We start from the raw sequence: 26709 nt of genomic DNA, 5'->3' as shown, positions 1-26709 counted from the left end.
GGGGCCAGGTGGGCGGCGCCGGCGAGCTCCACGAGCGTGGCGTCCGGGATGCCGTCGGCCAGTTCCCTGGCGTGCGCGGGCGGCGTCGCGGGGTCCTCGCGGCCGGCCACGACGAGGGCCGGCACGGTGATGGACGCGAGCTCGCCGCGCAGGTCGTAGGCGGCCAGGGCGTCGCAGCAGGCGGCGTACGCGGCGGGGTCGGCGGCGGCCAGCTCGTCGAGCAGGTCCTGCCGGGTCGGCCCGGCGAACCAGCGGCTCGCGCTGGCCTCCAGCAGCGGCGTGGTGCCCTCGGCGCGGACCAGCGCGGCCCGCTCCCGCCAGGAGGCGGGGTCGCCGAACCGGGCCGAGGAGCAGACCATGGCCAGGGAACGCACGCGCCCGGGGTGGCGGACGGCCAGCGTGGCGCCGATCGCGCCGCCGATGGAGACGCCCGCGTAGTGGAAGCTCTCCATGCCCTCGGCGGCGGCCGTCTCCAGCACCAGGGCCGCCAGGTCGTCCAGGCTCTGGAACGGCTGCGCGGGCGAGCAGCCGTGGCCGGGCAGGTCGTACCTGAGGACGCGGAAGGTGCGGGCGAGCGCGGGCGTCTGCGCGTCCCACAGGCGGGTGGAGGTGCCGAGCGACGGCCCCAGAACGAGCGGCTGTCCCTGCTCGGGGCCGTCCAGGCGGTAGTGCAACATCACGACTGTGCCTCGTTGTCCGTGCCCGGACCCGCGGGCCCGGGGTCGTCGGTCAGGGCCCGGTCCACGAGCGCGGGGGCGGCGCCGGGGTCTCCGGGAACGGTCAGACCGGCGCGCATCCGGTCGGGGTGCACGCGCAGGTCGGTGACGAGTTCGGCGGCGTCGCGGGCGGCGCCGGCGACCAGGCGCAGCGCCTCGCGCAGCGGCTGCCACTCGGCGTGCCAGGCTCCGGACGGCCGCTCGTCCTCGGCGGCGAGTGAGCCGTAGAGGATCGCGGCCAGCGGCGGCACCTGCCGGGCGGCTGCGGCGATCATCGTGGCCCGCACGGGGTTGTGCTTGTGCGGCATGGACGACGACCCGCCGCCCACGCCCTCGGACAGTTCCCCGATCTCGGTACGCGACAACACCAGCACGTCGGCCGCGAGCTTGCCCAGCGCCCCGGCGGTGAACGCCAGCGCCCCGGCCAGGTCGGCGACGGGGGTGCGCAGAACGTGCCACGGCAGCCGGGGCCCGGCCAGCCCCAGTTCCTCGGCGAACCGGCCCGGCAGCCGCAACGCCGTGTCGACGCCTTCGTCCCCGAAGGCGGCGAGGGTGCCGGCGGCGCCGCCGAGCTGGGCGGGGAGGGCCTCGCGGGCGACGGTGAGCCGGGCGCGCGCGGCGACGGCCAGGGCGCGCCAGCCCGCCGCCTTGAGTCCGAACGTCGTGGGGACGGCCTGCTGCGTGAGCGTCCGCGCGGCCATGAGGGTGTCGCGGTGCTCGGCCGCCAGCCCGGCGAGCCGGTCGATCACCTGCCCCAGGTCGGCCAGGACGGGGCCGAGCGCGCGGCGGGCGACGAGCATGAGCGCCGTGTCGACGATGTCCTGGCTGGTGGCGCCGCGGTGCACGTACGCGCCGTGCGGGGCGGCGGCCTCGCGCAGGTCGTGCACCAGCGGGATCACCGGGTTACCGCCTGAACGGGCCCGCTCGGCCAGGCCGGGCAGGTCGAACGCGCCGGCCCGGGCGGCGGCGGTGACCGACTCGGCCGCCTCGGCCGGGGCCAGGCCGAGGGCCGCCTGGGCGCGGGTCAGTGCCGCCTCGGCGTCCAGCATGGCCTGGAGCACGGCGGCGTCCCCGGTCGCCTCGGCCGCCCCCCGCATGGGGGACAGCAGGCCCAGGTCGGCTCCGGGGTCAGCCGAAGTCAAGGAAGACCGTCTCCTTCTCGCCCTGCAGGTGGATGTCGAAGCGGTGCACGCCCTCCCGCTCCTCGACCGCCACCAGCGTCTCCCGCCGCTGCGGCGGCAGGGAGTCCAGGAAGGCGTCCTGGCCGAGGTAGATGCGGGTGTAGAGGTGGTGAAGCAGGCCGCGAGCGAACACGCACACGCTGATGTACCCGTTTCCCGGCCGCACCGTGCGCAGGACCCAGTGGCCGTCGGCGTCGGTGGGGACCCGGCCGAAGCCGGTGAAGTCGACGCCGTTCCGGCCGATGACCGCGCCGTTCACCGGGTCGCGCCGCAGCGAGCCGGGCTTGCCCCGCAGGTCGCCGTCCTCGTCGGCCTGCCAGAACTCCAGCAGCGCGTCCGGCACCGGAGCGCCCGCGCCGTCGTAGACGTACCCGTGGACGGTGATGCCGCCGAGCGCGACGTCGCCACCGCCGGGGAACGGCAGCGCGTACCCGTAGAACGGGCCGACCGTCTGCGAAGGGGTGGGGTTCATCGGCCTTCCTCCATCCAGGTCGCGGCGGGCCCGTCGAGCACGATGTCCCACCGGTAGCCGAGCGACCACTCCGGCTGCGAAAGATCGTGCACGTACGCGGCGACCAGCCGCTGCCGGGCGCTCTCGTCGGTCACCGACTGCAGGATCGGGTCGTACGGGAAGAGCGGGTCGCCCGGGAAGTACATCTGGGTCACCAGCCGCTGGGTGAAGGCGGTGCCGAACAACGAGAAGTGGATGTGCGCCGGCCGCCAGGCGTTCTGGTGGTTGCGCCAGGGGTACGCGCCGGGCTTGATCGTGGTGAAGCGGTAGAAGCCGTCGTCGTCGGTCAGGCAGCGGCCGACGCCGGTGAAGTTGGGGTCGAGCGGCGCGGGGTGGTCGTCGCGCTGGTGCAGGTAGCGGCCGGAGGCGTTGGCCTGCCAGATCTCCACGAGCTGGCCGCGCACGGCGCGGCCGTCGCGGTCGACGACGCGGCCGGTGACGGTGATCCGCTCGCCCAGCGGCTCGCCGACGTGCTGCTGGGTGAGGTCGTTGTCCAGCGCGGTCACGTCGGTGACGCCGAAGACGGGCCCGCTCAGCTCGGCCGCCTCCGGGTCCTTGATCGCGACCAGCGGCTGCTTGGGGTGGCGCAGGGCGGTGCTGCGGTAGGGGGTGTAGTCGCGGGCCGGGTGGCCGGAGCGTCCGCCGCCGGAGCCGGTCAGCTCGGCGATCTCGCGGTCGATGTCGGCCTGCTTGAGGGGTTCGGACATGACGCTACCTTTCGAGTACGACGGCCAGCCCCTGGCCGACGCCGATGCACAGAGACGCGACGCCCGTGCCCGAGCCGGCCGCGGCCAGCCGGTGCGCCACGGCGCCGGTGACGCGGGCGCCCGACGCGCCGAGCGGGTGGCCGATCGCGATCGCTCCCCCGTCGGGGTTGACGATGGCGGGGTCGAGGTCGGGCAGCTCGGCCAGGCAGCCGAGCACCTGCGCGGCGAACGCCTCGTTCAGCTCGGCGGTGACCAGGTCGGCGAAGCGCTTGCCCGCCTTGGCCAGCGCCCTGTTCACGGCCTCGACCGGCCCGAGCCCGAAGTAGCGCGGCTCCAGGGCGCTGACGCCGCTCGCCACGACGCGGGCGAGGGGTTCGCGGCCGCGCAGCCCGGCCTCGTCGGTCAGCAGCAGCGCCGCGGCGCCGTCGTTGAGCGGGGAGGAGTTGCCGGCGGTGACGGTGCCGCCGTCCTTGCGGAAGGCGGGCTTCAGCTTGGCCAGCGCCTCCATGGAGGTGTCGTGGCGGATGCCCTCGTCGCGGGTAACGCCGGCGATGGGCACGATCTCGCGCGTGAGGTCGGCCTTGGCCGCCTTCTGGTGGCTGGCAAGCGCGTACGCGTCCTGCTCCGCGCGGGTGATCCCGTGCTTGTCGGCGATCAGCTCGGCGCCCTCGCCCAGCGCCACCGTGTGCTCGGCGGGCATCTTGGGGTTGACCAGCCGCCAGCCGAGCGTCGTGGAGACGAGCTCCTGGCCGCCGGCCGGGAAGGCCCGCTCCGGCTTGGGCAGCACCCACGGCGCCCGGGTCATCGACTCGACGCCGCCCGCGATCACGGTGGAGGCGTCGCCGACGGCGATGGCGCGGTAGGCCTGGATGACGGCCTCCATGCCGGAGCCGCACAGGCGGTTCACGGTCGCGCCGGGCGTGGTGACGGGCAACCCGGCGAGCAGCGCGGCCATGCGGGCGACGTTGCGGTTCTCCTCACCGGCGCCGTTGGCGTTGCCAAGGATCACCTCGTCGGCGCTCTCCAGGCCGTTCCGCTCGGCCAGGGCCGCGACGACGTGCGCGGCGAGGTCGTCGGGGCGCACGCCGGCGAGGGCGCCGCCGTAACGGCCGAACGGCGTGCGCACGGCATCGACGATGTAGACGTCCTTCATGCGATGACCTCCGTGACCTCCGCGTCGGTACGGGAGCGCAGCTCGTCCACGCTCACCCCGGGCGCGCACTCGACCAGCTTCAGCCCCTCGCCGGTCACGTCGAGGACGCCGAGGTCGGTGATGATGCGGTGGACGCACTCCTTACCCGTCAGGGGCAGCGAGCACTCCTTGACGATCTTCGGGGTGCCGTCCTTGGCGGTGTGCTCGGTGATGACGATGACCTTGCGTGCGCCGTGGACGAGGTCCATCGCCCCGCCCATGCCCTTGACCAGCCGGCCGGGCACCATCCAGTTGGCCAGGTCGCCGCGGGCCGAGACCTGCATCGCGCCGAGCACGGCCACGTCGATGTGCCCGCCGCGGATCATGCCGAACGACGTCGAGGAGTCGAAGAACGACGCCCCCGGCTGCACGGTCACGGTCTCCTTGCCGGCGTTGATCAGGTCGGGGTCGAGCTCGTCCGGCTTCGGGTACGGGCCGACGCCGAGGATGCCGTTCTCGGAGTGCAGGACGACGTCCACGGTGGGCGGCAGGAACGACGGGATGCGGGTGGGCAGGCCGATGCCCAGGTTGACGTAGTCGCCGTCGCGCAGCTCGGCCGCCGCCCGCGCGACCATCTCGTCGCGGGTCCAGCTCATGAGGTCGTCCTCTTCTCGATCGACTTGTCGGCCGCCTGCTCCGGGGTCAGCACGAGGACCCGCTGGACGAACACGCCGGGCAGGTGGACCTCGTCGGGGTCGAGCTCCGTCAGCTCCTCGACCTCGGCGACGGTGACGCGGCCGGCCATGGCGGCGAGGGGGTTGAAGTTCCTGGCGGCCTTGTTGAAGACGAGGTTGCCGTACCGGTCGCCCTTGGCGGCCCGCACCAGCGCGAAGTCCGTCCTGATGCCGTGCTCCAGCACGTACGGCCGGCCGTCGAACTCGCGGACCTCCTTCGGCGGCGAGGCGGCCGCGACGGAGCCGTCGGGGTTGTGGCGCAGCGGCAGGCCGCCCTCCGCGACCGGCGTGCCGACGCCGGCCGGGGTGTAGAAGGCGGGGATGCCGGCGCCGCCGGCGCGCAGGCGTTCGGCGAGGCTGCCCTGCGGGGTGAGCTCGACCTCCAGTTCGCCGGACAGGTACTGCCGGGCGAACTCCTTGTTGTCGCCGATGTAGGAGGCGGTGACGCGGGCGATGCGCCCGGCGGCCAGCAGGATGCCGAGGCCGCCGCCGTCGACGCCGCAGTTGTTGGACACCACGCCGATGCCGGTGACGCCGGTGTCGTAGAGGGCCTGGATCAGCACGTTGGGGATGCCGCTGAGGCCGAAGCCGCCGACGGCGAACGACGCGCCGTCCCGCACGCCTGCCAGCGCCTCCGCGGCCGTGGCGACCACCTTGTCTTTTGGCACGACGCTCCGTTCGCGTAGGGGTGTTCGCTGTGCGAACTTTAGTTCACTATTGTGGTGGTTTGAGTATCTGCTTGAGGGGCTGTCCTGTCAAAGCCCTTCGGGGCGGCTGGGAGGTCCGATGGAAGCGGCTGGAACGGTGGAGCGCGGCCTGGCGGTGCTGCGCGCGCTGACCGCCGAACCGGGGCGGCCGGCGCGGGCGACCGACCTCGTCCGCGTGACCGGCCTGGCCCGCTCCACGGTGGACCGGGTGCTCGGCACGCTCGCCCACCTCGGCTACGTACGGATCGACGGGCGTGACGTGCGCCTCGCGCCGCGCCTGATGGAGGTGGGCGAGGCGTACCTGACCGGGAGCGGGCTGCGCGACGCGCTGACGCCGGTCGCCGAGCGGCTGGCCGAGGAGCTGGACGAGTCGGTGTCGCTGGCGGTCCGCGACGGCGACGGGGTGCGCTTCGTCGTGCAGGTCACCCGGCGGCGCACGATGTCGGTCACCTTCCGGGTCGGCGACCTGCTGCCGGCCGGCCGGTGCGCGGCCGGGCTGGCTTTGCTCGACCCGTCGGCGCCGTACGCGCTGGACGACCAGCTCATCGAGCCCGGCCTGATCGCGGTGGCGGCGCCGGTGCGCGGGCCGGACGGGCGGGCCGCCTGCGCGCTCAGCGTCGTCAGCCACACCAGCCGCCACACCGCCGCGGGCCTGCGCGACCACTGCCTGCCCGCCCTCCGCAAGGCCGTCGCCGACATGGAGGCCGCCCTCGCCGGCCGCCCGATCGCGTCCGCCGAGATGGGGGCTGTTCCTACCGGCCGCCCGCCCGTTCCCGCTCCGCCTGACCCGGCTGCCGCCGTTGTCGTGGGGGACGCCGCGCGGGTGGCGAAGCGGGAGCTCGGGATGGGGTTCCTGCAGTCGCTGGCCCGGGGCCTGGCCGTGCTCGTCGCGCTGGGCTCGGCGCGGGGCGGGCTGACCTTGGCCGACTGCGCCCGCGCCACCGGCCTGCCCCGGGCGACCGTGCGGCGCGCGGTCCAGAGCCTGGAACACCTCGGCTACGCCGCCGCCGACGGCGGCCGGTTCACGCTGCTGCCCAGGGTGCTGGAGCTGGGGTACGCGCACCTGTCCGGGCTGACGTTCGGCGAGATCGTCCTGCCGCACCTGAGCGACCTGGTGGCACGGGTGCGCGAGTCGGCGTCCGTCGCGGTGCTGTCGGGCGACGACGTGGTCTACGTCGCCCGGGTGCAGACGGTCGGCATCATGAGCGTGGACATCACCGTCGGCACCCGGCTGCCCGCGTACGCGACCTCGATGGGACGGGTGCTGCTGGCCGGGCAGCCGGAGGAGCGGCTGGCCTCGATCGTCCCGCGGCGGCTGTCGCCGCACACCGTCACCTCGCGGGCCGAGCTGGCGGCGGCCGTGCGCCGGGCCGCCGCCGACGGTTACGCCCTGGTCGACCAGGAGCTGGAGGAGGGCGTACGGTCGATCGCGGTCCCGATCCGCGACCGCGCCGGCCGTACGGTGGCGGCCGTGAACGTCGCCACGCACGCCGGCCGCGCCGGCGCCGCCGACCTCGTGAGCCGCGTCCTGCCCGCGCTCACGGAGACCGCGGCCCGGATGGAGGCCGACCTCGCCTACACCGTCGCTCAGCGCGGCCGGCCGGAGTTCAGCGCCGAGTGACGCCTGCTGTAGGCGAAGTAGAGGACCAGCCCGATGGCGAACCAGGCGGCGAAGCGCAGCCACGTCACCGGGTCGAGGAACGTGATCAGCCAGATCGAGAAGACCACCCCGATGGCCGGCACCACCGGCATCCCGGGCGTGCGGAACGAGCGCGGCAGGTCCGGCTGGCGGTAGCGGAGCACGATCACGGCCACGCACACGACCACGAACGCCAGCAGGATGCCGATGTTCGTCAGCTCGGCGGCCTCCCGGATGGGCAGGAAGCCGGCGATCACCGCGGAGGCGACGCCGACGATCCAGGTCACCCGGGACGGCACCCGCCGCACCGGGTGCAGGCGGGCGAACCAGCCGGGCAGCAGCCCGTCGCGGCTCATCGAGAACCACACGCGGGTCACGCCCAGCATGAACGTGAACATGACGGTGAGGATGCCCACGATGGCGCCCACCGCGATCACCGTCGCCAGCCCCGACAGCCCGACCGAGGCGAACGCCGAGGAGAAGCCGCTCTCCGGGTCGATCTCGCGGTAGTTCTGCATGCCGGTCAGCACGAGCGTGGCCAGCACGTACAGGATCATGGAGATGACCAGCGAGTAGATGATCGCCCTGGGCATGTGCCGCTGGGCGTCGCGCGACTCCTCGGCGGCGGTGCTCATCGCGTCGTAGCCGAACACCGCGAAGAACACCGTGGCCGCGCCGGTGATCGCGCCGCCGACCCCGAACGGGAAGAACGGCGAGTAGTTGGCGGTGCTGATGTGGAAGAAGCCGACCACGATGACGAGCAGCACGACCGCGACCTTGATGCCCACCACGAACGTCTCGAAGCGAGCCGCGGCGCGGATGCCGAGGTTCAGCAGGAAGGCGATCAGCAGGCACAGCACCACCGCGAACAGGTCGACCACGTGCCCGTCGCCGGTGCCGGGCGCCCCCAGCATCCAGGCGGGCAGGGTCAGGCCGAGCTGCTGGACGAGGAAGCCGAAATAGCCGGAGATGCCGATGGCGACGACGGCCACGATCGCGGTGTACTCCAGCAGCAGGTCCCAGCCGATGAACCAGCCGACGATCTCCCCCAGGACCGCGTACCCGTAGGTGTAGGCGGAGCCCGCCTTCGGGATCAGACCGGCGAACTCGGCGTACGAGAACGCCGCGGCGGCGCTGGCCACCCCGGCGATGAGGAACGACACCAGCACGGCGGGCCCGGCGGTCTGGTTGGCGACCGCGCCGGCCAGGGCGAAGATGCCCGCGCCGATGATGCCGCCGACGCCGATGGCCGTCAGCTGCCACAACCCGAGCGAACGGGACAGCTCCCCTTCGTGCTCCGTGGCGATCTGCTCCACCGGTTTGCGCCTGAACACGCCGTCCGAAGCGACCATGACGCCCCCCACTGCCGATCGATCGACTCCGTGGGTGCGACCTTCCCCTGCGGAGGCCGCCTAAGCAGGCCCGGCCGCGGCGCGCTCCCTGAGCACGTTCTTCTGGATCTTGCCGGTCGAGGTCTTCGGCAGCTCGCCGAAGTACACCGCCTTGGGGGCCTTGAAGTGGGCCAGCCGGCCGCGTACGTGCTCGATCAGCTCGGCGGCGGTGACGCCCTTCCCTGCGGCGAGCGTCACGTACGCGACGGGCACCTCGCCCCAGTGCGGGTCGGGCCGGGCGACGACCGCGGCCTCCTGCACGGCCGGGTGGCTGACGAGGGCGTTCTCCACCTCGACGGAGGCGATGTTCTCGCCGCCGGAGATGATCACGTCCTTGGCGCGGTCGACGAGCTGCACGTAGCCGTCGGGGTGCAGCACCCCCAGGTCTCCGGTACGGAACCAGCCGTCGGGCGCCGCCTTCTCCGTGGCCGCCGGGTCGCGGTGGTAGCCGATCATCACGTCGTTGCCGCGGACCGCGATCTCGCCGATCGTGGCGGCGTCCGCGGGCACGTCGCGGCCGTCCTCCCCGACGACGCGGACGCGCTGGGCGATCACGTTGCCGACGCCCTGGCGCGCGGCCAGCGCGGCCAGCTCGTCGACGCCGAGGCCGCTCCACTCGGGCCGGGGCTGGTTGATGACGGCGGGACCGTACGTCTCGGTGAGCCCGTACAGGTGGAGGACGTCGATGCCGGCCTGGAGCGCGCGGCCGAGCAGCGCGGGGCTGGGCGGCGCGCCGCCGACGCAGGCCAGCAGGCGCGGGTCGAGGGCGGCCGTGGGGGCGTCGGCGTGCGCCAGCAGCGACGTCAGCACGGTGGGGGCGCCGCACAGGTGGGTGACGCGGTGTTCGCGGATCAGCGCCCACGCCTGGCCCGGGTCGACCTTGCGCAGGCAGACGTGCCGGGCTCCGGCGAGCGTGACGGCCCACGGGAAGCACCAGCCGTGGCAGTGGAACATGGGCAGCGTCCACAGGTAGCCGCTCGCGGCCTCCAGCCGGGTGTGCAGCGCCATGGCCAGGGCCTGCAGGTAGGCGCCGCGGTGGTGGTAGACGACGCCCTTGGGGCGGCCGGTGGTGCCGCTGGTGTAGTTGATCGACAGCGGCGTCAGCTCGTCGGTCACCGGCACCAGCAGCGGCTCGGCGGCGTCGAGCAGGGTCTCGTACGCGGCGGCGGACACGAGCCTCGGCTTCTGCCCGCTCTCCTCGGCCGCCGCCGTGGCCAGGCCGGTGAGCTCGTCGTCGTGCAGCAGGACGGAGACCTCGGCGTGGCCCAGGATGTAGGCCAGCTCGCCGGACGACAGCCGGATGTTCAGCGGCACCATGACCGCGCCCGCCGCCGGCACGCCGAACGTCGACTCCAGCAGCAGGTGGCCGTTGGGGGCGAGCACCGCGACGCGGTCGCCCGGCCGCACGCCCAGCCCCGCCAGCGCACCCGCGAGCCGGCGGACCCGCTGCCACAGCTCGGCGTAGGTGAGACGCCTGTCGCCGTCCACGACCGCGAGGCGCTGCCCGAACACGGCCGCGGAGCGCTCGAGGAAGCTCGTCGGAGTCAGCGGTTCGAACGACAGAGCGGACATTCGACCCTCCTGTGCGGTGGACGCCCAATGATCGTCGCACGCCGGCCGCCGCTCCCAGAAGCCCCCGTACGCTCACATGTCGCGCAGCTCCTGCCACATCCGGACCATGGCGGTCAGGAGGATCCCGCAGATCGCGAGGACGAACACCTCCCTGGACAGCGGAAGCGCGACCAGCGCGACCACTCCCAGCACGACGCAGACCGTGACCAGCGTGCGGGTGCTCACCGGACCGGCCGCCCGCCCGGCGTGGGCGACCGGCTCGGGCGGGAGCGGCTCCCATGACCAGCCGCACACGGGGCACGACCACGGCTGGTCACCACCGGCCATGACGGGCCGCGCGCAGTGATGCGTACTCACGTGAATCCTCCAGATCTCCTCATCGCCCCGCCCTCGGGACCATCTCCCTGCTCCAGCCCAGGCCCCACACCCAGCCCGTCGTCCCGTTGACGAAACCGCTCCATGATGACGCAAACACCGCGAACGGCCCGCCATCCATCCACCGGACCGACTCCGCGACCCGGCACAGGCCCGCGACAGCCCGCCGTCCCGGTCACGGGACCTGATGGCCCAGGCGCAACCGAAGGCCACCGCCCCGTTCACGAGCCGGTCCTGGTGGCCCAGGGACTGCGCGAGGCGCGCCGTTCCGGCCACGGGGCCGGCTGCGTGATCTGGCGTAGCGCGTCAGCTCGGCCCGCAGGGCCGGTACGGCTTCTGCGGCCGCCGCGCCCATCTCTCCGTACGCGCGGGCGGCCGGCAGCTCGCAGGCGGGGTCGCGTTCCCACGTGTCGAGCAGCACCGGAAGGGCGGTCCGCGCGTCTGTACGCCGCCCGACGACGGTGCCGGCACGAAGCTGCACGTCTACACCACCACCGTCACCGGCTGACCACTCGACGGCCGGCACGGGATCGGGCCGGCCGTCGCCGCCCCGATGGCCGGCGTCTGGTTCCGCCCGCAGCGCCGCTGCTCCCGGGCGCAACGCCGCTGGTTCCGCGCGCAGCGCCGCTGGTCCAGCCCGCTGCGCCACGCAGGAGGCGGTGCAGCGGGGCTGGAGCCACCGCCGCGCCGCCTTTCCGCACGTCCGGCGACGGTGACCGCTCAGGAGGCGGCGGCGCGCATGCGGTCGAAGTTGGCGACGTACTGCCGGTAGACGTCGCGGTCGTTGAGCCGCAGCAGCGTCTCGTCGTTGCGGCGCAGGGACGTCTCGTTGTAGTTGTGGCTGCCGGTGAAGACCCAGTGGGCGTCGTGGTCGCCGTCGTAGGAGCCCTCGACCAGCAGGTACTTCGAGTGAATGCGGCCGGGCAGCGCGCCGCCGGACCCGAGGGCGCTCAGCTCGATCCGCGGCTCGGCCTCCAGGACCGCCTTCACCTCGTCGTCCATGATCCCGTACACGATCTTGACGTCGCACCCGCCGGCGGCCAGGTCGCGCAGGCGCTCGGCGATCGCGACGCGGGAGGCGTCCCACTCGGACATGCCGACCCTGATCGTGGTGCCGCCGCAGGAGACCTTGGCGAGGTCGTCCACGACGGGGTCGCCGCCCGCCTTCGGGAAGAACTGCGCCCGCACCGAGCCGCCGCGGGCGCCGGTCCGGACGGCGCGGAAGTAGTCGAGGTTCTTCCGCTCGGCGGCCAGGTCGGCGAAGTAGGCGTCGTACGCGGCATACAGGCGCTTGTTGCCCGGCAGCACGACGGCGTTGTTCCAGTACGTGGTCGAGTTCAGGTCCGTGAGGTTGGCCGAGGACTGCACGACCACGTCCGAGGCGTCGCCGGCCTGCGAGAACAGGTAGAACTTGTTGTGCTGCCCCTTGTCGCCGATGCAGGCCGCCGTGCCGCCCGACATCGGGCCGGTGCACACGTGCAGCCACGAGCGGGCGCCCACGTCGGTGCCGAGCTCGGCGGCGAGTTGCGCGGCGACGGCCGATCCGCGCCGGTCGCCGTCCACGATGACGCGCACGTCGACGCCGCGCCGGTGCGCCTTGACCAGCTCGGCGGCGAACTCCGAGCCGGCCGTGCCCGACATGACGAAGTGCGCGACCTGGATGCTCGCGCCCGCCGGGGTCTGCTTCACCAGCCCGCAGAGCGTCCGCACGATGGCGACCGGGTCGCCGCCCACCGGCTCGCTGAACACCGCTCCCGCCGTCACCGGCGCCATGGGGGCGTCGGCGCAGGCGGACACGGCCGTGCCGGAGCCCGTGCCGGTGAGCACGGAGGCGGCCAGGGCGGCGGCGGTCAGGACGGACGGGGACGGGCTGAACATGCGCACTCCTCCAACGTTTCGGCCAGCCTTGATCACCTGATTACGGCCTGGTCCGATACAGATCGTGGAGGCCCTTCCGCTGATCACGGTGACGCCCGCCCGACCGGCCTCTGAACGATCGGCGAACATCTCGCGGTCGGCGTCCGGCCTGTTTCGGGCGGGCGTCCGGGGAAGGAGAGCGGTCCGGGAACGGAAGCGAGGAATCATGAGCGACGCGTACGACCGGGTGGCGATCGTGACGGGGGCGGACTCCGGGATCGGCAAGGCCACTGCCGTGGCGCTGGCCGAGCAGGGGTTCGACGTCGGCATCACCTACCACGAGGACCGAGACGGCGCCGAGGAGACGGCGGAGCTCGTCCGCGGGCTGGGGCGCGCGCCGGCCGTGCGGCGGCACGACCTCACCGACCCCGAACGGGCCTCGGCCGTCGTGGACGAGCTGGCCGACGAACTCGGCGGGCTCGGCGTGCTGGTGAACAACGCGGGCACCGGCAGCCACGAGCCGCTCCTGGAGATGGGCTTCGACCGCTGGCGGCAGGTGCTGGCGGTGGACCTCGACGGCCCGTTCCTGTGCGCGCAGCGGGCGGCTCGGCGCATGGTCGCGACCGGCCGGGGCGGGCGCGTCGTCAACGTCACCAGCGTGCACGAGGAGTACCCGAAGATGGGCTCGGGCCCGTACTGCGCGGCCAAGGGCGGGCTGCGCATGCTCAGCCGGGTGCTGGCGCTGGAGCTGGCCGAGCACGGCATCACCGTCAACACGGTGGCCCCGGGCGAGATCGCCACGCCGATGACCGGCCAGGAGGACATGCCGCCGCAGGCGGGCAGCCGTCCCGGCAACCCCGTTCCCCGGCCGGGCGACGCCCGCGAGGTCGCCGCCGTGGTGGCCTTCCTCGCCGGGCCCGCCGCCTCGTACGTGACGGGGACGACGGTGTTCGTGGACGGCGGGATGACGATGATGGGCCCCCAGGGCGCCTCCGCCCTGCACTCGGGCGACTGGCGCAAGCTGTAGGCCCGCCTCCCGCGCGCGGGGGCATGCGGCTCGCCGGGGAGGCGGGTGGTGGCCCGTGGATCTCAGGTTCGCGACGGAACCACGACGCACTCGGGCCGGGACGCTCGGGTGTGGCACAGTCTGTGGCCATGAGGCGTCGATCTTCGCGCATCCGGGCGTTCCGCTCCCCGTTGTCCGGACGGCGGTGAGGGGGCGATGACGGAGACCGTGCTGCGCAACGTCTTCCAGGTGCCGGCGACGCCGGCGGCGGTGCTCGCGCACCTGAGCGAGCCGTCGAGCTACGTCGGCCTGTCGCCCCTGGTGGTGGAGGTGCGCGACGTGCGGCGCGAGCCCGGGGAGGTCCGGTACGTCTGTGTGGAACGCTTCCGGTTCCTGCGCGTGGTGACGTACGACAACCTCATCGAGGTGACGCTGCGGCCGGCCGGCGACGGCATCGAGGGCGAGGTGGACAGCCCGGGCGGCGTGCGGATGGGCTACCGCTTCGCCCTGGCCGCCGCCGGCGGCGGGACCGAGGTCACGGACGTGCTCGCCGTGCGTGCCACGCTCGGCCCCGTGCGGCGGTACGCCGCCCGCAAGGCCCGCGAGGTGCAACTCGCCCGCGCCGAGATCCTCACCGAACGAGCCCCGTCCCTCTGACAGCCGGCGGCGAGACCGCGTGGAGAGCGGTCCCGGGCACTTCTGGACGGTCGGGTCGTAAGATGAGCAAAGGGCTCACAGGCCGAAACCGTGGCAGCAAGTCGCCGTCTCCTCCCGGGCGATCACCTCGCAAGGCGCTCATAGGAGACTGGAGGCGCTGATGGCGCTCTTTGACACCGATGTGCTGATCGTCGGAGCCGGCCCCACTGGTCTGCTGCTCGCGGGTGACCTGGCCGTGAGAGGCGTCCCGTGCATGATCGTCGATCGGGAGCCGCAGGGGTCGAAGCTCTCCCGCGCCTTCGTCGTCCACGCGAGAACGCTGGAACAACTCGACGCCCGAGGCGTGGCCGGCGAGCTGATCGAGACCGGCACGATCTTCACGACGATGCGGCTGTTCGACAGGCTCGACATCGACATGTCCCTGCTGCGATCACGGTTCCCGTTCCTGCTGTGCACCCCGCAGTACAACACCGAACGGGTCCTGGCCGACCGTGCCTCCAGAATGGGCGTGGAGGTCCTGCGGGGCGTCGAGGTCGTCGGTCTCCACCAGGACGCCGACGGCGTGGACGTGAACATGCGCATCGACCGCACGGTGCACACGCGCCGCGCGAAGTTCGTCGTGGGCGCCGACGGCGCGCGCAGCGTCGTACGAGACGCGCTCGGCGTCCCGTTCCTCGGGCGTTCCGCGGTGGAGTCGGTCATGCTGGCCGACGTCCGCCTGCGCCGGCCGCCGACCCGCGAACTCGCCCTCGAGGCCGGCGCGGAGGGCTTCTGCTTCATCGCGCCCTTCGGGGACGGGCGCTACCGGATCATCGCCTGGGACCGGCGACGGCAGCTGCCCAGCAGCGCACCGGTCACTCTCCAGGAAGTGAGCGACATCGTCCGCCGCGTCATGGGCGCCGACCTCGGCCTGTACGACGTGCGCTGGCTGACGAGATTCCACAGCGACGAGAGGCAGGTTCCCCACTACCGTGTGGGCCGGGTGTTCCTGGCGGGCGACGCCGCGCACGTGCACTCCCCCGTGGGCGGGCAAGGGATGAACACCGGCCTGCAGGACGCGGCCAACCTCGGCTGGAAGCTCGCAGCGGCGGTCCAGGGCTGGGCGCCGGACGGCACGCTCGACACCTACCACGCCGAACGGCATCCGGTGGGCCGCATGGTGCTGCGACTCAGCGGGCGCCTGCTCACCACGGCGCTGGCCCGTACGCGGCGTGCCAGGGCCGCACGTGCGGCGCTGCCGATCGTGAACCTGTTCCCGCCGGCCGCCCAGCGGCTGCGGGAGACCATGTCGGGCCTCGCGATCTCCTACCCCGCGCCTGCGGCATCGCACCCGCTGACCGGCCGGCGCGTGCCGGACGTCCGGCTGACCGGCGAGGCGGGGCGGCTGTACGAGGCGCTGCGCGAGGGGCGTTTCGTGCTCCTGGCCCCCGCCGGCGAGCCCGCCGCGACGGAGACCCCGCTGCCGGCGCACGTGCTGCACGCCACACCGAGAAGCCCCCGTCTGCCTCTCATGCTCGTCCGCCCGGACGGGTACGTCGCATGGGCGAGCACCGCCGAGGATCCAGCCGTTGTCTCCAGCCTGCGTTCGGCCCTGACCGCATGGTGCGGCTTGCCGAGATCCACTTCGATACGCACGGCTCGGGCCCAGGATTCGCCCCGTCGATGACCTCGCGGACGCCCAGGCCCGCTCAGCGCGGGGTGCTCAGGCCGGAGGTCATCACGTCGATCAGCAGGTCGTAGCTCTCGTCGAGTTTCTCGGGGAGCCCGAACCCGCCGCCGGCCTCCAGCATCGAGAACCCGTGGACCGCGGCGCGCACGCAACGCGCCGCGTGGATCGCCGCCGAGTCGCTCAAGCCGTACGCGCGCAGCGCCGCCAGCGCGATGCCGACCAGCCGGGACCCCGCCTCGGCCAGGCCCGGTTCCGGGGTCTGCAGCATGGCCGAGTAGCGGCGGGGGTGGCGCAGGACGTACGAGCGCCAGCTCTCCATCAGCGCGCGGACCGCCTCGTCACCCGACCGGCCGAGCACCGCGGCGCTCACCTCGTCGGTCAGCTCGCCCATGATCCGGATGGAGAGGAGTTCGCGCAGCTCGGCGAGGTTGCGTACGTGCTTGTAGAGCGACGGTGTGGCCACGCCCGCCCGGGTGGCCACCGCCGAGAGGGTCAGCCCCTGCTCGCCCTCCGCGTCGACGAGCCCCAGGGCGATCTCCACCACCGCTTCACGCGACAACGCCGCCCTAGCCATCAACGGTCTCCTCCTGCTCGCCGGCCATGGTCAGTCCTTGAGGAAGCCGAGGACGGCCTGGGCGACCTCGGCCGGGTACTGGGCGTGGGGGTAGTGGCCGGCTCCCTCGATGATGGCCACTACCCCCACCCCGGGCGCCATCTCTGCGACGATACCGTTCGCCTCGGCCTCGGGATCGGCCCAGTCGGGGTCCTGGCCGCCCATCACGATGAGGGCGGGGCACCGGACGCCGGCCAGGCGTTCGCCGGCGTCGGCGGGCGCCGCCTGACCCATCTTGCCGACGACCGCCATCCGGCCGGGCCGGCGCAGGTCGGCTTCGATCGCGGCGACGTGCTCGGCGTGGTCGGCGGGCTTGACGCCCGGGTAGGCGACGTCGAGGTAGCTCTTCCACAGGCCGACGCTCTTGAACAGCGCGGCGCCCATGAGCCGCGTCAGTCCGCTGCGGTGGCGCGGGTTGCGCAGCAGCCCGCCCACGTCGACCTTCTGCGGCCGGGTGAAGGGGCCCAGCTCGACGATGGCGGTGACCAGCTCGGGGTGCCGGGCCGCCACGATGGTCGCGGACCCGCCGGCGAACGAGTGGCCCACGACGACGGCCGGCCCGCCCAGGTGCCGGATGAGCGCGGCGATGTCGGCTGCCACGTCGGTGCGCGTGTAGGAGGGCCAGCCGACGCTCGACTCGCCGTGACCCCGGATGTCCATGGCGGCGACCCGGTATCCGGCTTCGACCAGCAGCGGCGCCAGGTGGCGGAACGCCCTGCGGTCGTTGCCGATGCCGTGCGCCAGCACCATCAGCGGCCCTTCGCCCGACACTTCGTACGCGAGCCGCCCACCGTCGACGTTCAGGAACTCGGTCATCTCCGCCTCCAGGGCTTAATTCGTTAGCCATTAAGCTAATGGCATTAGCCTACAGCGTCAACCCCGATCCGAACACTTCGCCGCGAGCCGCCCGTAACAGGCCGTCCGCCCGAACGGGGTTGAAAATCTTCATGGGAACCCCTCGGGCCGGGGCCCGTCGTTCCCGCTCACACCGGTAACAGCCGACGGTGAGGGTAGGGAAAAGCGAGGCATGAGAAGGGGGCTCGTGATGCCTGATGTCGTCGACCGCCTGCTGGACGCGGTCAACGCCCATGACATGGAGGCGGTTGCGCGCTGTTACTCCGCTCAAGCCGTCATGATCGGCCCGGAACTGCAGGCCGACGGACCCGAGGAGATCCGCTCGTACCACGACCACGTGTGGGAAGGTTTCCCCGACATACGCATGACCGTCTGGGAACGCCTCGAACAGAACGACACCGTGGTGCTCGAAGGCGCCTTCACCGGCACCCACGAAGGGCGGTTCCTGATCTCCGAGGGAAGACTGCTCGAACCCACCGGCAACGTGGTGAACTTCCGCTTCTGCTGGTTGTTCACCAAGGAGAACGACCTCATCTCCGCCCACCGCGCCTACCACGACCAGGCGGAGATCTACCATCAACTCGGCATCCGCTTCGTCCCGGTGACGGCCTGAATCCGGACCGCCTCGCCCCTGCTAGATGTGGACGCGGCCGAGGAAGTCGCGCACCAGAGGGACGATCTCGTCCAGGCTCGTCTCCAGCGCCCAGTGCCCGGCGTCGAGGAGGTGCAGCTCCGCGTCCGGGAGATCCCGCAGGTACGCGCGGGCGGACTCCTCGGGCATGTAGCCGTCGTGCGGCCCCCAGACGATCAACGTGGGCGGCCGGTGCCGGCGCAGGTACGCCTGCTCCTCGGGGAACCAGGCGAGAGTGGTCGCCTGATCCTCGAACAGGCCGACGACGTTCTCCCTGCGACGCGGCGTGTCCATCAGGCTCCAGTGGAGCTTCCACAGGTCGGGGCTGACGCGCTCCGCCAGGTGCGGTGGAAGACCTCCGACGAACTCGTCCCGGAAACCCTCCTCCGAGACGTTGGCGGCCATCTTCTCGCGGCCCTCCGGCGTCGGCGAGGCCCAATACTCCCTGAGCCAGGCGTACTTCGGGCCCAGGGCGTCCTCGTAGATGTCGCCGTTCTGGATGACGAGCGCCGCGACCCGCTCAGGGGCGCGCATGGCCAGCCGGAGCCCGAACTGCGAGCCGTAGTCGTGCAGGTAGAGCGCGTACCGCGACAAGCCCATGACCTCGGTGAAACGTTCGAGGAACCGCGCGTAGCCGTCGAAGGTGTACGAGAAGCGCTCGGGGGTGTCGCTGTAGCCGAACCCCGGCAGGTCCGGGGCGATCAGCCGCCGGCGGTCGCCGAGAGCCGGCATGAGGGCGCGGAACTCGTAGGAGGAGCACGGGTAGCCGTGCGGCAGCAGGAACACCGGCGCGTCGGGGAGATCCTGCCTCTCGGTAGAAGGTCGTGATCCCGTCGACGTCGATCGTCCGGTGGGCGACCGGGGCGGGCCGGCAAGACATGGAACACCTCCGCAGCCGCCCCTGCCCATCTTCGTCAAGATATGCACCGGGACGGCCCGGGTTCGCTCAGGTGGAGACGCCGAGCCGGGCGCGTACCTGGACGAGGAGGTTCTGCGGGAGCGGGCCGTAGCCGTGCAGGGAGAGGTACGACTGGCCGGCGTCGCTCACGGTGTAACTCAGGAAGGTGCGCACCAGCGGGTCCGGCTCGCCCAGGCAGACGATCTCGTACGTGAGCAGCACGATGGGATAGGCGTTCCTGCGCCTGGTCAGGTAGTCGAACTCCACCACCAGACCGTCGCCGACGACGACCCGGGCGTCCTCCAGCGCCTTGCTGGCGGTCTGCGGGGAGAGCGCGACGAATCGGCCGGAGGCGTTGCGCACCTTGGCCATGCGCAGGCGGGCGTTGCTGGCGAACCCGTACTCCACGTACCCGATGGAGTCCTCGGTGTGCTGGACGAGCCGGGTGATCCCCGACGAGCCCGCGACGCCCTGCCCGGCGCCGGTCCACGTCCGGGACGGCGGGTGCGGCCAGCGGCCCGCCGTCCTGAGATAGGCGGTGAAGTTGTGCGTCGTCCCCGAGTCGTCGGAGCGGTGGAAGACCCGGATGGCGGTGCGCGGCAGGCGCGCGCCGGCGTTGTCGGCGGCGATCTCGCGGGCGTCCCACCTGGTGATCCGCCCGCTGAAGATGCCGGTCAAGGTGGCCGGCGACAGCTTCAGGTCCGGCACGGACGGCAGGTTGTAGGTCACCGCGACGGGGCCGACCACCATGGGGAGGTGCACCGCCTTGTCGCCGCACCGCCGGTCGGCCAGCGCCTGTTCCCGTGGCTGCATCGGGACGTCGGAGCTGGCGAAGTCGGTGTTGCCGGCGATGAAGTCGCGGATGCCGGCCCCTGACCCGTTGGCCCGGTAGTCGACCCGCAGTTCGGGATGGATCCGATGGAACTCGGCACGCCAGGCGTCCATCGCGCCCTTCTGCGCGGTCGAGCCCGAGCCGGAGATCGACGCCGAGACCCGGGTGCTCTCGGGCGCCTGCTCGACCTCGTCGGGAGTCAGGAGCACGATCCCGCCCAGGCCGGCGGCGAAGGCCGCCAGGACCAGCACGGCCAGCAGCCCCGGCCAAGCGGCCCGCCTCAGGTTCGCCACCGACCCAGCCTATGAACCGGCCGTTTCAGCGCACGTTAATCATCCGTCAAGCTCCTGGACATAAACGGTCGGGAGCCTCGATCCGCGTCCGACCAGGTCAGGGGCTCGCAGGCGCCGTGCCCCGGGGATGCCGAGCCTTCGTTCGCGGGATGGGAAAGGCGCGCCGGGAAGCGGTGCTCATGATCGGCAACTGTTGGTAGATTTTAAATCAACCGCTTGACTTAATCCCGACATGTCGGTTTACTGTCGCTGAAATCGCAAGTCAAAGGAGGTCCCAGTGAGCCACGGTGACGTACAGCAGACACTGAGCTACCCCATTCCCAGCGAGGCGGCCCTGGAACCGCCCGCGGAGTGGGCCCGCCTGCGCCAGGAGTGCCCGGTGGCGAAGGTGAAGCTGCCCAGCGGCGACGAGGCCAAGCTGGTGACCCGTTACGAGGATGTCAAGCAGGTCCTCGCCGACCCGCGCTTCACCCGCCAGCTCACCGCCGACGACGCGGCGCGGCTCACCGACAGCGAGTCGGGCGGCGTGTTCAACAGCGAGATGTCCAAAATCATCCCCGACCACGGCGAAGGCCACCTGCGCTGGCGCCGCCTGGTCGGCAAGTGGTTCACCGCCAAGCGCATGGCGGCCCTGCGGCCCCAGATGGCCGCGATCGCCGAGCAGCTCATCGACGAGATGGTCGAGCGCGGCCACCCGGCGGACCTCAAGGCGAGCCTCGGCTTCCCGCTGCCCGTCTACGTGATCTGCGACATGCTCGGCGTGCCCGCCGACGACCGCGACCGCTTCTCCCGCTGGTCCGACATGCTGCTCAACCTCACCCGTTACACGAGCGAGGAGAGCACCGCGGCGCAGATGGACTTCTTCACCTACATGTCCGGGCACGTGGCCGCCAAGCGGGCCGAGCCGGGCGACGACCTGCTCAGCGAGCTGATCAAGCAGAGCGCCGTCGAGGGCGAGGGCCTGTCCGACATGGAGCTGCTGGCCACGGGCATCGGCCTGCTGGTCGCCGGGCACGAGACCACCGCCAACATGATCGGCAAGATGGTCTCGATGCTGCTGGCCGACCGTACGCGCTGGGAGGCGCTGCTGGCCGACCCGTCGCTCGTCCGCACGACGGTGGAGGAGTCGCTGCGCTTCGACGCCAACGCCGGCTTCGGCCTGCCCCGCTACCTGCCCGAGGAGGCGGAGATCGGCGGGACCGTGCTGCCCCGCGGCACCACCGTGATCTGCAGCATGGCCGCCGCCAACCGCGACGAGGGCGCCTTCGACAACGCCGGCGAGATGGACCTGCGGCGCAGCCCCAACCCGCACCTGGCCTTCGGCTCCGGCGCCCACTCCTGCCTCGGGCAGTCCCTGGCCCGCACCGAGCTGCAGGTCGTGCTGGAGGTGCTGCTGCGCCGGCTGCCCACCCTGGAGCTCGCGGTGCCGGTCGAGGACCTGAAGCGGGTCGAGGGGCTCATCGTCGGAGGGTTGGCCGAAGTCCCGGTGCGGTGGTGACGGTGGCCGCCAGGGCCGTGCACCCCGGGCGGGCCAGCGCCACGCGTGAGCACATCCTGACGGCGGCGGAGCGCCTGTTCGCCGAGCACGGCGTGTACGCCGTGTCCAACCGCCAGGTCAGCGAGGCCGCCGGGCAGGGCAACAACGCCGCGGTCGGCTACCACTTCGGCACGAAGGCCGACCTGGTACGGGCGATCATGCGCAAGCACGCCGCCCCGATGGAGCTCGTCCGCGGTGAGCTGGTGGCGGAGACGGACGACGCGGCCGGCGTACGGGAGTGGGTGACGTGCCTGGTGCGCCCGATAACCGCCCATCTGGCGACGCTGGACCACCCGACGTGGTTCGCGCGGTTCGCCGCCCAGGTGATGACCGACCCGGTGCTGCGCCCGATCATCATGGAGGAGGCGCTCACCTCGCCCACACTGCAGCGGATCATCGACGGGCTGAACCGGTGCCTGCCGCACCTGCCCGCCGAGGTGCGGGCCGAGCGCGACGACATGGCCCGCCAGCTCCTGGTGCACATGTGCGCCGAACGGGAACGGGCCCTCGCCGAGGGCGGGCCCACCTTCCGGTCCAGCTGGCACGACGCCGGGACCGGGCTGATCGACGCGATCACCGGCTTGTGGCTGGCCCCCGTCACGAGCACCGAGTACACGAGCACCGAGTAACAGCACGAGCAACAGAGGGAATCCAGGATGAAAGTCACCGTTGACGAGGACAAGTGCTGCGGCGCCGGCCAGTGCGTGCTGCTCGCGCCCGACGTGTTCGACCAGCGCGAGGACGACGGCATCGTGGTGCTGCTGGACGCGGCGCCGCCGGAGGAGCTGCACGCGGCGGTGCGCGAGGCGGCCGCCGTCTGCCCCGCGGCCGCGATCGACGTGGACGAGAACGCGTGAGCGTGCCGTCCGGTGTCGTGGTGGTCGGCGCGTCCGCGGCCGGGCTGGCCACCGCGGAGGCGCTGCGCCGCAAGGGCTACCGCGGCGAGGTGAGCGTGGTGGGCGCCGAGCCGCACCTGCCGTACGACCGCCCGCCGCTGTCCAAGCAGGTGCTGTCGGGCGCCTGGGACCCGAAGCGGGCCCGGCTGCGGACGGAGGAGACCCTCGCGGCGCTGCGGGCGGAGTTCGTGCTCGGCGACCCGGCGGTGGCCCTGGACGCGGGGTCCCGCACGGTCCGCACGGCGTCCGGGCGCGTCCTCGGCGGTGACGCCGTGGTCGTCGCGACGGGGCTGCGGCCCCGTACGCTGCCCGGCCAGGACGGGTTGTCCGGCGTCCACGTGCTGCGCACCCTGGACGACGCCCTGGCGCTGCGGGGGGAGCTGAAGGAGTCCGTACGGGTCGTGGTGGTCGGCGAGGGCGTGCTCGGCGCGGAGATCGCCGCGACCGCGCGGGGCCTCGGAGCGGAGGTCACCATGGCGGGCCCGCAGCCGGCGCCGCTGGCCGCCCAGCTCGGGCCGATGGTCGCGGAGCTGCTGGCCGATCTGCACGCCGAGCGCGGGGTCGCCCTGCGGCTCGGCGCCGGCGTCACCGGCCTGACCGGGCAGGACGGCCGGGTCACCGGTGTGCGCCTCGGCACCGGCGAGGTGCTGCCGGCCGACGTGGTCGTGGTCGCGATCGGCGCCGAGCCCGCGACCGGCTGGCTGGCGGGCAGCGGGCTGCGGGTGGCCGACGGCGTCGTGTGCGACTCGCGCTGCCGCGCGGCCGACGGCGTCTACGCGGCCGGGGACGTGGCCCGCTGGGAGCACGCCACGCTGGGCTCGCTGCGGCTGGAGAACCGGACCAACGCCGTCGAGCAGGCGCTCGCCGTCGCCGACAACATCCTCGGCGCCGAACGGCACTACACCCCGGTGCCGTACTTCTGGACCGACCAGTTCGACGCCAAGATCCACGTGTTCGGGCTGCCGTCGGCCACGGCCGAGGTGAGCGTGGTGGAGGGCGACCCGGCCGGGCGCCGCTTCGTCGCGCTCTACCGCGAGGACGGCCGGGCCACCGGCGTGCTCGGCTGGAACATGCCCAAGCAGGCCCGCCTGCACCGCCAGGAGCTCGTCGCCGCCGTGACCCCGGCCGTGTGAGCCGCGCTCAACCGTCGGTGCCGAAGCCTTCGAGCGACTCGCGTTCCTCAGGGGGGCTCAGCTCCTGGAAGACGGTGATGTGCAGGCCGGCGGGCGCGTCGAGGCGGGCGTTGAGCGACCGCCACGGCGTGACCACGGGCGGCGCGACCTCCGTGGCGCCCGCCTCGACCAGCCGCCCGGTCGTCTCACGGGCGTCGTCCACCTCGAACGCCACCCGGATGCGGGGAGCCACCTGCCGGCCCACCTCGACCTCGTCGATCATCTTCTTCTGCGCCGGGTTGGCGATCTCGAGCGTGGCGCGGCCCGCGTCGAGGATCGCCACGCGCGCCCCGTCGCCGCCGGAGAAGGCGGCCTGCTCGGGAAGGCCCAGCACGTCGCGGTAGAAGGCCAGCGCGGCCTCGTAGTCGTCCGCTTCGACCACCAGCCTGAGCTGGCGGACGGCGGGCTGGTCTGCCTGGGAGGTCACGGGGGTCTCCTTCACCGGTGCGACGGTCGTGCCGCCCTGATCAACCGCGCCCCGGCGTCGTTTCATCCCGTCGTCTCGCGCCACGCTAGCCGCGGCCGTACCTGTCCTCGGCGTGCCAGAAGTACCAGAAGCCGGCCACCAGGGCGACCACGGCCCAGACCAGGCACGACAGCCACACCGCCTGCGGCGGGTTGTGGTTGCCGATGAGGATGTCGCGCATCCACTCGATGTACGAGGCCGCCGGGTTGAGGTACATCGCGGTGGCCACCCAGTCGGGCAGGCCGGCGGTGTTGACCACCTTGTCGTGGATGGCGAAGAACACGCCGGAGGCGTACAGCCAGGTGCGCATGATGAACGGCAGCAGTTGGTTGAGATCGCGCAGCTGGGCGCCGACCCGGGCCAGCACCAGCCCGGCGCCGATGTTGAACAGCGTCTGCAGCACCAGCACGACCGGGATCATCAGCCAGAACCACGTCACCGGTTCCCCGGTGATCAGCACGATGATCAGGAGCACGCCCATGGAGATGACCAGCTGCTGCAGCTCCTGGATCGTGTACGCCAGCGGCAGCGAGGCGCGCGGGAAGTGCAGGGCGCGGATCAGCGACAGGTTGCCGGAGATGGACCTGGCCCCGGCGCTCACCGTCCGCTGCGTGTAGGTGAAGACGAACATCCCGGTCAGCAGGAACGCCGTGTAGTTCTCGATGTTCCTGCTGCCGCCCAGGATGAGGCCGAACATCACGTAGTAGATCGCGGCGTTCAGCAGCGGGGTGATGACCTGCCAGAGCTGCCCGAGGGCCGAGCCGGAGTATTTCGAGACGTTGCGCGAGGTCGCGTACGTCAGGACGAAATGCCGCCGCTGCCAGAGCTGGCGCAGGTAGACGGGGAACCTGGGCCGGGCGATGGCGGGGCGCAGCCCATGCTTGCGGGCCAGCTCCGCCAATGACTGCGGGGCCGTTTCTTCCACTTGGCTCATGTGCACCTCGTGACCGATGGGACCGGACGATTCACGATCATTCCCTGTCGCGGGGGCGCCGATCCCGTTCCGGGGCGGCGTCCTCAGGTGGCAGCGTACGGCCGCAGCGCCTGGTCGACGGATTCGCGCATCGCCTCGGCGAGGGGGCCTTCTCCTGTCAGGGCCCACACGATGAGCGTGCCGTTGTAGGCGACCTGGACCGCGCGGGCCAGCGGGCCGAGGTCGGCCGTGCCGCGGAGCTCACCGGCGGTCACGGCGTCGGCGAGCAGGCCGGCGATCTCGTCGCGGGTGCGGCGGGCGTGCTCGGCGGCGTGCTCGCGGAACTCCGGGTCGGTCAGGTCGAGCTGGAGGAAGCCGAGGCTGCCGGCCAGCTCGCGCGGGCCGGCGACGCCCTCGGCCAGGCCCGCGAGGGCGGCCCGCAGCGCCTCCAGCGGCGAGCCGTGCTCCTTCCTGGCCCGCTGGAACGGCAGCCCGGCCACCTCGGTGGCGTGCGCGGCGAAGGCGAGCAGCAGCCCGCGTTTGGAGCCGAACCGCTGCACCAGCGTGGCGGGGGCGAGCCCGGCCTCCCGCGCGACCGCGGCCAGCGTGAGCCCCTGCGGCCCGTGGTGCTCGATCGCGCGCGCGGTGGCACGCAGGATCGCCTCGTCGCTGGTCGTACGCGGTCTGCCCATACGGTTCTCCCGGAGGTTTCCTGAATGCGCGTTTACAAATTAGCAGGCGCCGCCCGGTCCTCAGGACGGCGGAGGCACGCCCGTGGCCGCTCTCGTACGGCGGGCGCACGCCCGTGACCGCTCTCAGGACGGCGGGCGCACGCCCGTGACCGCGAACCGTTCGACGGTCGCGACGTGGCCGCCGGTGGAGGCGACTACGGTGAGCGTCCTGCCGGGCGCGGCGGCATAGGAGACGCGGGCCGACCAAGGGGCGTCCTCGCCTCCGGCGGGCACACAGCAGACCTCCCCCGCCGGGTCGTCGGAGCCCGGGCGCAGCACCTGGATCCTGATGCTCTCGTCCACGCCGGTGATGCGCCCGCCCACGGTCATCGGGGACCCCGCGCTCGCGCCGTACGAGGGGCGGGTGAGGGTGAACGAGGTGTCGTCCGTGCCGACGACCTCCCAGGGGGCGTCCTCGCCCGATCCGTACCGGACGAGGTGCACGACGGCGGCGACGAGCGGGCGGCGGACCTCCTCGCTGCGGAAGCCGACGTGGACGCGGGCGTGCCGGCCGTCGATGACCGTCTTGACGGCCTGGTCGATCTCGGCGAATCCGAGGTAGTCGCGGGTGAAGGCGAGGGCGGTGCGGCGGGCGTCCAGGTGCCAGGCGCCGGTGCCGTTCTCGCGGTGGGCGCGCTGCCAGGCGGCGACCTCCTCGGGTCCGGAGAAGGGCCACAGGGGCTGGTAATGGCCGGCGACGAGCGCCTCCCGGCCCTCTCCAGGGTCGGGCCGTTGATCGCTCGTGGTCGGAGCCGGCGTGCCGGTGGGATCGGAGGTGCCGGTCGCGGCGGGCGTGCCGGTGGACGGCGTGCCCGTCGGCGTGGCCGTCCCGGCGGTGGGATCCGGCGAGCCCGCGGACGGGGTGGCGGCCGGCGGCGACGAGACCGTCGCCGTGGCCCCGGACTCCCCCGCGCCGCCGCACCCGGCCAGCACCGGCCCGAGCACACCGAACCCGGCCACCGCCAGCCTCACCGCCCCGACCCTGAACACCCCCAGCCTGGACACGACCGCCCTGACC

At 72.8% G+C, this 26709-nt stretch carries 27 protein-coding genes and 1 pseudogene; 9 read left to right on the top strand and 19 right to left on the bottom strand.

Going from position 1 to position 26709, the window contains the following annotated elements:
• The 7 genes from C1J01_RS24670 to C1J01_RS24640 all read right to left on the bottom strand — a co-directional run.
• Positions 1–677 (bottom strand): alpha/beta fold hydrolase (locus C1J01_RS24670; RefSeq protein ID WP_146615708.1); only part of this gene is annotated, 677 nt, incomplete at its 3' end.
• Positions 677–1858: a 3-carboxy-cis,cis-muconate cycloisomerase gene (pcaB, locus tag C1J01_RS24665; RefSeq protein WP_181448942.1), complete on the bottom strand. Its 1182-nt coding sequence runs from the start codon at positions 1856–1858 to the stop codon at positions 677–679. The genes C1J01_RS24670 and pcaB, both read right to left, overlap by 1 nt.
• A complete protein-coding gene (pcaG, locus tag C1J01_RS24660; protein WP_111181348.1) occupies positions 1845–2369 on the bottom strand; it encodes a protocatechuate 3,4-dioxygenase subunit alpha in 525 nt (174 codons plus the stop codon). The genes pcaB and pcaG overlap by 14 nt, the downstream gene beginning before the upstream one ends.
• Positions 2366–3115, bottom strand: a complete 750-nt coding sequence (gene pcaH, locus C1J01_RS24655) for a protocatechuate 3,4-dioxygenase subunit beta (RefSeq protein WP_111181347.1) — start codon at positions 3113–3115, stop codon at positions 2366–2368. The genes pcaG and pcaH overlap by 4 nt, the downstream gene beginning before the upstream one ends.
• A 4-nt stretch (positions 3116–3119) precedes the next feature.
• Positions 3120–4268: a thiolase family protein gene (locus tag C1J01_RS24650; RefSeq protein WP_111181346.1), complete on the bottom strand. Its 1149-nt coding sequence runs from the start codon at positions 4266–4268 to the stop codon at positions 3120–3122.
• On the bottom strand, positions 4265–4903 hold the full coding sequence (locus C1J01_RS24645) for a CoA transferase subunit B (protein ID WP_111181345.1): 639 nt from the start codon (positions 4901–4903) through the stop codon (positions 4265–4267). Before C1J01_RS24645 ends, C1J01_RS24650 begins: the two co-directional genes overlap by 4 nt.
• Positions 4900–5649: a CoA transferase subunit A gene (locus C1J01_RS24640; protein WP_111181344.1), complete on the bottom strand. Its 750-nt coding sequence runs from the start codon at positions 5647–5649 to the stop codon at positions 4900–4902. Before C1J01_RS24640 ends, C1J01_RS24645 begins: the two co-directional genes overlap by 4 nt.
• Before the next feature lie 118 nt (positions 5650–5767).
• On the opposite strand from C1J01_RS24640, the gene C1J01_RS53505 reads away from it, so the two are divergent.
• Entirely contained in the window at positions 5768–7309 is a 1542-nt protein-coding gene (locus C1J01_RS53505) for an IclR family transcriptional regulator domain-containing protein (RefSeq protein ID WP_111181343.1), read from the top strand.
• Here C1J01_RS53505 and C1J01_RS24630 read toward each other — a convergent pair.
• From C1J01_RS24630 to C1J01_RS24615, 4 genes are all read right to left on the bottom strand, one after another.
• Positions 7276–8679: an amino acid permease gene (locus C1J01_RS24630; protein WP_111181351.1), complete on the bottom strand. Its 1404-nt coding sequence runs from the start codon at positions 8677–8679 to the stop codon at positions 7276–7278. The two genes, C1J01_RS53505 and C1J01_RS24630, sit on opposite strands and share 34 nt — an antisense overlap.
• 60 nt (positions 8680–8739) lie before the next feature.
• Positions 8740–10290: a long-chain-fatty-acid--CoA ligase gene (locus tag C1J01_RS24625; RefSeq protein WP_111181342.1), complete on the bottom strand. Its 1551-nt coding sequence runs from the start codon at positions 10288–10290 to the stop codon at positions 8740–8742.
• A gap of 72 nt (positions 10291–10362) precedes the next feature.
• Complete coding sequence (locus C1J01_RS24620) at positions 10363–10647, bottom strand: hypothetical protein (RefSeq protein WP_146615707.1); 285 nt, start codon at positions 10645–10647, stop codon at positions 10363–10365.
• A gap of 738 nt (positions 10648–11385) precedes the next feature.
• Positions 11386–12543 carry a phospholipase D-like domain-containing protein gene (locus C1J01_RS24615; RefSeq protein ID WP_111181340.1) on the bottom strand — a complete coding sequence of 386 codons (1158 nt, stop codon included), beginning with the start codon at positions 12541–12543 and terminating at the stop codon, positions 11386–11388.
• Between the two features lie 205 nt (positions 12544–12748).
• On the opposite strand from C1J01_RS24615, the gene C1J01_RS24610 reads away from it, so the two are divergent.
• The 3 genes from C1J01_RS24610 to C1J01_RS24600 all read left to right on the top strand — a co-directional run bounded on the left by C1J01_RS24610 (position 12749) and on the right by C1J01_RS24600 (position 15851).
• Positions 12749–13549: an SDR family oxidoreductase gene (locus tag C1J01_RS24610; protein ID WP_111181339.1), complete on the top strand. Its 801-nt coding sequence runs from the start codon at positions 12749–12751 to the stop codon at positions 13547–13549.
• A 195-nt stretch (positions 13550–13744) separates the two neighbouring features.
• Positions 13745–14185, top strand: a complete 441-nt coding sequence (locus C1J01_RS24605; protein ID WP_111181338.1) for an SRPBCC family protein — start codon at positions 13745–13747, stop codon at positions 14183–14185.
• 160 nt (positions 14186–14345) lie between these two features.
• Positions 14346–15851, top strand: coding sequence for an FAD-dependent monooxygenase (locus tag C1J01_RS24600; protein ID WP_111181337.1), 1506 nt, complete (start codon positions 14346–14348; stop codon positions 15849–15851).
• A gap of 22 nt (positions 15852–15873) precedes the next feature.
• Here the strand turns inward: C1J01_RS24600 and C1J01_RS24595 are convergent, their stop codons facing one another.
• Both C1J01_RS24595 and C1J01_RS24590 read right to left on the bottom strand, forming a co-directional pair.
• Entirely contained in the window at positions 15874–16428 is a 555-nt protein-coding gene (locus C1J01_RS24595) for a TetR/AcrR family transcriptional regulator (protein WP_111181336.1), read from the bottom strand.
• A gap of 30 nt (positions 16429–16458) precedes the next feature.
• Complete coding sequence (locus C1J01_RS24590; RefSeq protein ID WP_111181335.1) at positions 16459–17283, bottom strand: alpha/beta fold hydrolase; 825 nt, start codon at positions 17281–17283, stop codon at positions 16459–16461.
• Between the two features lie 229 nt (positions 17284–17512).
• Between C1J01_RS24590 and C1J01_RS24585 the strand changes: the two genes are divergently transcribed.
• Positions 17513–17935 (top strand): ester cyclase, encoded by a 423-nt coding sequence (locus C1J01_RS24585; protein WP_181448941.1) that lies wholly within the window; start codon positions 17513–17515, stop codon positions 17933–17935.
• Between the two features lie 21 nt (positions 17936–17956).
• On the opposite strand, the gene C1J01_RS24580 is transcribed toward C1J01_RS24585, so the two are convergent.
• Complete coding sequence (locus C1J01_RS24580; RefSeq protein ID WP_220040076.1) at positions 17957–18739, bottom strand: alpha/beta fold hydrolase; 783 nt, start codon at positions 18737–18739, stop codon at positions 17957–17959.
• 160 nt (positions 18740–18899) lie between these two features.
• Positions 18900–19976, bottom strand: coding sequence for a phosphate ABC transporter substrate-binding protein PstS (pstS, locus tag C1J01_RS24575; protein WP_111181333.1), 1077 nt, complete (start codon positions 19974–19976; stop codon positions 18900–18902).
• 277 nt (positions 19977–20253) lie between these two features.
• Between pstS and C1J01_RS24570 the strand changes: the two genes are divergently transcribed.
• From C1J01_RS24570 to C1J01_RS24555, 4 genes are read left to right on the top strand one after another with little or no spacing between them, the layout of a single operon-like run.
• Entirely contained in the window at positions 20254–21474 is a 1221-nt protein-coding gene (locus C1J01_RS24570; protein WP_111181332.1) for a cytochrome P450, read from the top strand.
• Positions 21475–21476: 2 nt separating this feature from the next.
• A complete protein-coding gene (locus C1J01_RS24565) occupies positions 21477–22142 on the top strand; it encodes a TetR/AcrR family transcriptional regulator (protein ID WP_220040077.1) in 666 nt (221 codons plus the stop codon).
• A 27-nt stretch (positions 22143–22169) separates the two neighbouring features.
• Complete coding sequence (locus C1J01_RS24560) at positions 22170–22370, top strand: ferredoxin (protein WP_111181330.1); 201 nt, start codon at positions 22170–22172, stop codon at positions 22368–22370.
• Complete coding sequence (locus C1J01_RS24555) at positions 22367–23542, top strand: NAD(P)/FAD-dependent oxidoreductase (protein ID WP_111181329.1); 1176 nt, start codon at positions 22367–22369, stop codon at positions 23540–23542. Before C1J01_RS24560 ends, C1J01_RS24555 begins: the two co-directional genes overlap by 4 nt.
• A 7-nt stretch (positions 23543–23549) precedes the next feature.
• On the opposite strand, the gene C1J01_RS24550 is transcribed toward C1J01_RS24555, so the two are convergent.
• The 4 genes and pseudogenes from C1J01_RS24550 to C1J01_RS24535 all read right to left on the bottom strand — a co-directional run.
• Positions 23550–24008: a VOC family protein gene (locus C1J01_RS24550; protein ID WP_235854646.1), complete on the bottom strand. Its 459-nt coding sequence runs from the start codon at positions 24006–24008 to the stop codon at positions 23550–23552.
• An 85-nt stretch (positions 24009–24093) separates the two neighbouring features.
• A complete protein-coding gene (locus C1J01_RS24545; protein ID WP_111181328.1) occupies positions 24094–24981 on the bottom strand; it encodes an ABC transporter permease in 888 nt (295 codons plus the stop codon).
• Between the two features lie 83 nt (positions 24982–25064).
• Positions 25065–25652 (bottom strand): TetR family transcriptional regulator, encoded by a 588-nt coding sequence (locus C1J01_RS24540; protein ID WP_111181327.1) that lies wholly within the window; start codon positions 25650–25652, stop codon positions 25065–25067.
• Positions 25653–25775: 123 nt separating this feature from the next.
• Positions 25776–26709 (bottom strand): annotated as a pseudogene (locus C1J01_RS24535) (hypothetical protein); the annotation flags it as partial.

It is taken from the genome of Nonomuraea aridisoli (assembly GCF_003236395.1).
In the GTDB taxonomy this organism is placed as follows: Bacteria; Actinomycetota; Actinomycetes; order Streptosporangiales; family Streptosporangiaceae; genus Nonomuraea; species Nonomuraea aridisoli.
This window is presented reverse-complemented; position numbering and strand designations above follow the sequence as displayed.

Coding starts and splice junctions, on each gene's coding strand:
- C1J01_RS24630 (WP_111181351.1), bottom strand. CDS start 8,679: ATGGTCGCTTCGGACGGCGTGTTCAGGCGCAAACCGGTGGAGCAGATC.
- pcaG (WP_111181348.1), bottom strand. CDS start 2,369: ATGAACCCCACCCCTTCGCAGACGGTCGGCCCGTTCTACGGGTACGCG.
- C1J01_RS24595 (WP_111181336.1), bottom strand. CDS start 16,428: ATGGCTAGGGCGGCGTTGTCGCGTGAAGCGGTGGTGGAGATCGCCCTG.
- C1J01_RS24610 (WP_111181339.1), top strand. CDS start 12,749: ATGAGCGACGCGTACGACCGGGTGGCGATCGTGACGGGGGCGGACTCC.
- C1J01_RS24585 (WP_181448941.1), top strand. CDS start 17,513: ATGCCTGATGTCGTCGACCGCCTGCTGGACGCGGTCAACGCCCATGAC.
- C1J01_RS24650 (WP_111181346.1), bottom strand. CDS start 4,268: ATGAAGGACGTCTACATCGTCGATGCCGTGCGCACGCCGTTCGGCCGT.
- C1J01_RS24545 (WP_111181328.1), bottom strand. CDS start 24,981: ATGAGCCAAGTGGAAGAAACGGCCCCGCAGTCATTGGCGGAGCTGGCC.
- C1J01_RS24645 (WP_111181345.1), bottom strand. CDS start 4,903: ATGAGCTGGACCCGCGACGAGATGGTCGCGCGGGCGGCGGCCGAGCTG.
- C1J01_RS24540 (WP_111181327.1), bottom strand. CDS start 25,652: ATGGGCAGACCGCGTACGACCAGCGACGAGGCGATCCTGCGTGCCACC.
- C1J01_RS24590 (WP_111181335.1), bottom strand. CDS start 17,283: ATGACCGAGTTCCTGAACGTCGACGGTGGGCGGCTCGCGTACGAAGTG.
- C1J01_RS24560 (WP_111181330.1), top strand. CDS start 22,170: ATGAAAGTCACCGTTGACGAGGACAAGTGCTGCGGCGCCGGCCAGTGC.
- C1J01_RS24600 (WP_111181337.1), top strand. CDS start 14,346: ATGGCGCTCTTTGACACCGATGTGCTGATCGTCGGAGCCGGCCCCACT.
- C1J01_RS24605 (WP_111181338.1), top strand. CDS start 13,745: ATGACGGAGACCGTGCTGCGCAACGTCTTCCAGGTGCCGGCGACGCCG.
- C1J01_RS24625 (WP_111181342.1), bottom strand. CDS start 10,290: ATGTCCGCTCTGTCGTTCGAACCGCTGACTCCGACGAGCTTCCTCGAG.
- C1J01_RS24615 (WP_111181340.1), bottom strand. CDS start 12,543: ATGTTCAGCCCGTCCCCGTCCGTCCTGACCGCCGCCGCCCTGGCCGCC.
- C1J01_RS53505 (WP_111181343.1), top strand. CDS start 5,768: ATGGAAGCGGCTGGAACGGTGGAGCGCGGCCTGGCGGTGCTGCGCGCG.
- pcaH (WP_111181347.1), bottom strand. CDS start 3,115: ATGTCCGAACCCCTCAAGCAGGCCGACATCGACCGCGAGATCGCCGAG.